The following is a 2,171-nucleotide window of genomic DNA, read 5'->3' as shown; positions in this document are numbered from 1 at the left end:
GGGTGGGGGAGAAAGCCCGCCGCAGGCGCCCCCGCCCCCGCAGGCAGACTCAGAGCCGACGCCACGACCAAGTCGTCGACGCTTCGAGCGGATCGATCGGCGTGACCAGACGCGGGTGGGTGTTGAGGCCGTTGGGCGGGCCCGTCTGGGGCTCGACGCAGACGGCCTCCTGCTGGTGGTCGAAGATCACGACCCACTGCTCGCGGCTCTGCACGCGCAGCTCCAGCTCATCGGCCCAGGTCACCGTGACATCCACACCGTCCGGCATCCCGAAGCAGTCGTCCCAGGGACTCGGCCGCGGATCGATCCGCTTGCCGGTCGGCAGATAGTTCTCGCCGCGCTCCTCCTGCCAGGCCGCGTCGAAGTCGATCCGCGCCTCGGCACCGCCCTCGCGCAGGTGGCGCTTGAACCAGGGGTGCCAGCCGATCTGCGCCGGGAAGGAGTCCCCGTACGTCTCGATCCCCATCGTGATCGTCACGCTGTCCTCGGACAGTTCGAAGAGCTGCGTGACGCGCCCGTTCCAGGGCCAGGGCTCGGTCAGGTCGTACGTGAAGGCCGCCTCGTTCGCCGACGAGCGCGCCAGACGCCAGGGCACGTCGCGCACGGTGCCGTGGATGGCGTGCGGCGGATCGGTGATCGGCAGCTGGTAGCTCTCGCCGCCGCTCAGGAACCGCCCGTTCTCGGTGCGCCCGCACCAGGGCACCATCGGGAAGGAGCCGTAGTGGTCGCCCTGGCGCAGCACTTCGGTGCCGTCGATCCGCAGCGAGCCGATCCGGCAGCCGTTTCCGCCCTGCACGGTCAGCTCCGTGCCGCCCGCGACCAGCCTGATGTCGTCCTTAGTCGTCACGCCTCGACCCTAGTACTCCCGTGTCAGCGGCGGCGGCGCAGTACCCGGCTCACGACGATGGCCGAGGCCACGATCAGCGCGGCGGCGGGTGCGGCCCAGCGCAGAGTGTCGGAGGCGGTGCTGCTGTCGGGTGCGGGCGCCGGGGCGTAGCGGCCGCGCGGCGGGGCGTGGTCGACCTCTTCGGCACTGCGGCCGATCATCGTGCGGCGCGCGTGCGCGGCCTCACTCGGCGCCTCCCCGAACACCTCGTCCACCTCCTCGGCGAGGGCTGCCTCGTCGTAGGGGGCGTCGAGGGACGGGGGCGGGACCTCGGTCTCGAAGACGGAGGCGGGGGGGTCGGACGCGGCGGGGGTGTCGTCCGCGGCAGCTTCGCCTTCCGCGACCTCTTCGCCTTCCGCGGCCGCTTCTTCTTCCGCGAGCGGGCCGTCTCCTGCGGCCGACACCTCGTCGGCCGGCGCTTCCTCGGTCGGCGCTTCCTCGGCCGGCATCTCGTCCGTTGGCGCTTCACCCAGCGGCACTTCACCTGCCGTCGCATCGATGGCGGGCTCGATCCCGGGAGCCTGCGTGGGCTCGGCATCGGGAGCGATCGCGGGCTCGGTCTCCACCGCCTCAGGGGCGCGGGCCGCCAGGGCCACCTCGCCGAGCCGCTCGGCGAACCGGGTCAGCAGCCGTCGCGCCGAAGAGTCCACCGCGGCGTCGTCCGCCTCGGCGGCCCGGCCCTCGGCCTTGGCCCCGCCGCTGAACGCGAGCTTCGTACCGCCCTCGGCCGCCACAAGCCGCAGTTTCAGCGCGAGTTGTACGGTCCCGGAGCCGCGCACCTCGGCCGCCTGGCCCTCGAGCGCGTACGAGCCACCGCGTCTGACGACCTTCGCCGAGCCGCGGTAGGTGATGGTGTGGCCGCCGATCCGCACCTTGAGGCGGCCTTCGAGCGGCTCACCGTCCGCCGCGCGCTGGAGGCCGGGGACGCTCCGGGCAACTTGTCCGGGGTCCCCCAGCGCGCGCCGCAGTTCGGCTTCGGGCACTGGTACGAACACCTCGAGCTCCATGCCTCGCGAGCCTACCCGGGTGGTTCGCGCGGGGGCAGTGGTTCTGGGCGTTCGGGGAATCTCAGCCCCTGCGGCAATCTCAACCTCCGCAGCAATCTCGGCCCCCGCGGCAATCTCGGCCTCCGCAGCAATCTCGGCCCCGCGGCAATCTCAGCCTCCGCGGCAGTCTCGGCCCCGCGGCAATCTCAGCCCCTGCGGCGCTTGAGCAGATCTTCCAGCCCCTGCGGCGCTTGAGCAGATCCGAACGAAGTTCGGATGCGGGGGTGCAGGGGGCGAAG

General features: G+C 72.3%; 2 protein-coding genes. Both read right to left on the bottom strand.

From position 1 onward, the window contains the following. Positions 1 to 49: 49 nt before the first annotated feature. Complete coding sequence (locus G6045_RS40360) at positions 50 to 847, bottom strand: aldose epimerase family protein (protein WP_165337223.1); 798 nt, start codon at positions 845 to 847, stop codon at positions 50 to 52. Positions 848 to 870: 23 nt separating this feature from the next. Continuing rightward, positions 871 to 1,893 carry an SRPBCC domain-containing protein gene (locus G6045_RS40355; RefSeq protein WP_165337222.1) on the bottom strand — a complete coding sequence of 341 codons (1,023 nt, stop codon included), beginning with the start codon at positions 1,891 to 1,893 and terminating at the stop codon, positions 871 to 873. Positions 1,894 to 2,171: the final 278 nt, after the last annotated feature.

Origin of the sequence: Streptomyces mesophilus, assembly GCF_011044995.1 — a bacterium.
Lineage (GTDB): Bacteria > Actinomycetota > Actinomycetes > Streptomycetales > Streptomycetaceae > Streptomyces > Streptomyces mesophilus.
The sequence above is the reverse complement of the archived record's forward strand: the minus strand, read 5'-3'. Positions and strand labels throughout refer to the sequence as shown.

What these genes read in the sequence shown, in the direction of transcription:
- G6045_RS40355 (WP_165337222.1), bottom strand. Translation starts at nt 1,893, where the DNA reads ATGGAGCTCGAGGTGTTCGTACCAGTGCCCGAAGCCGAACTGCGGCGC.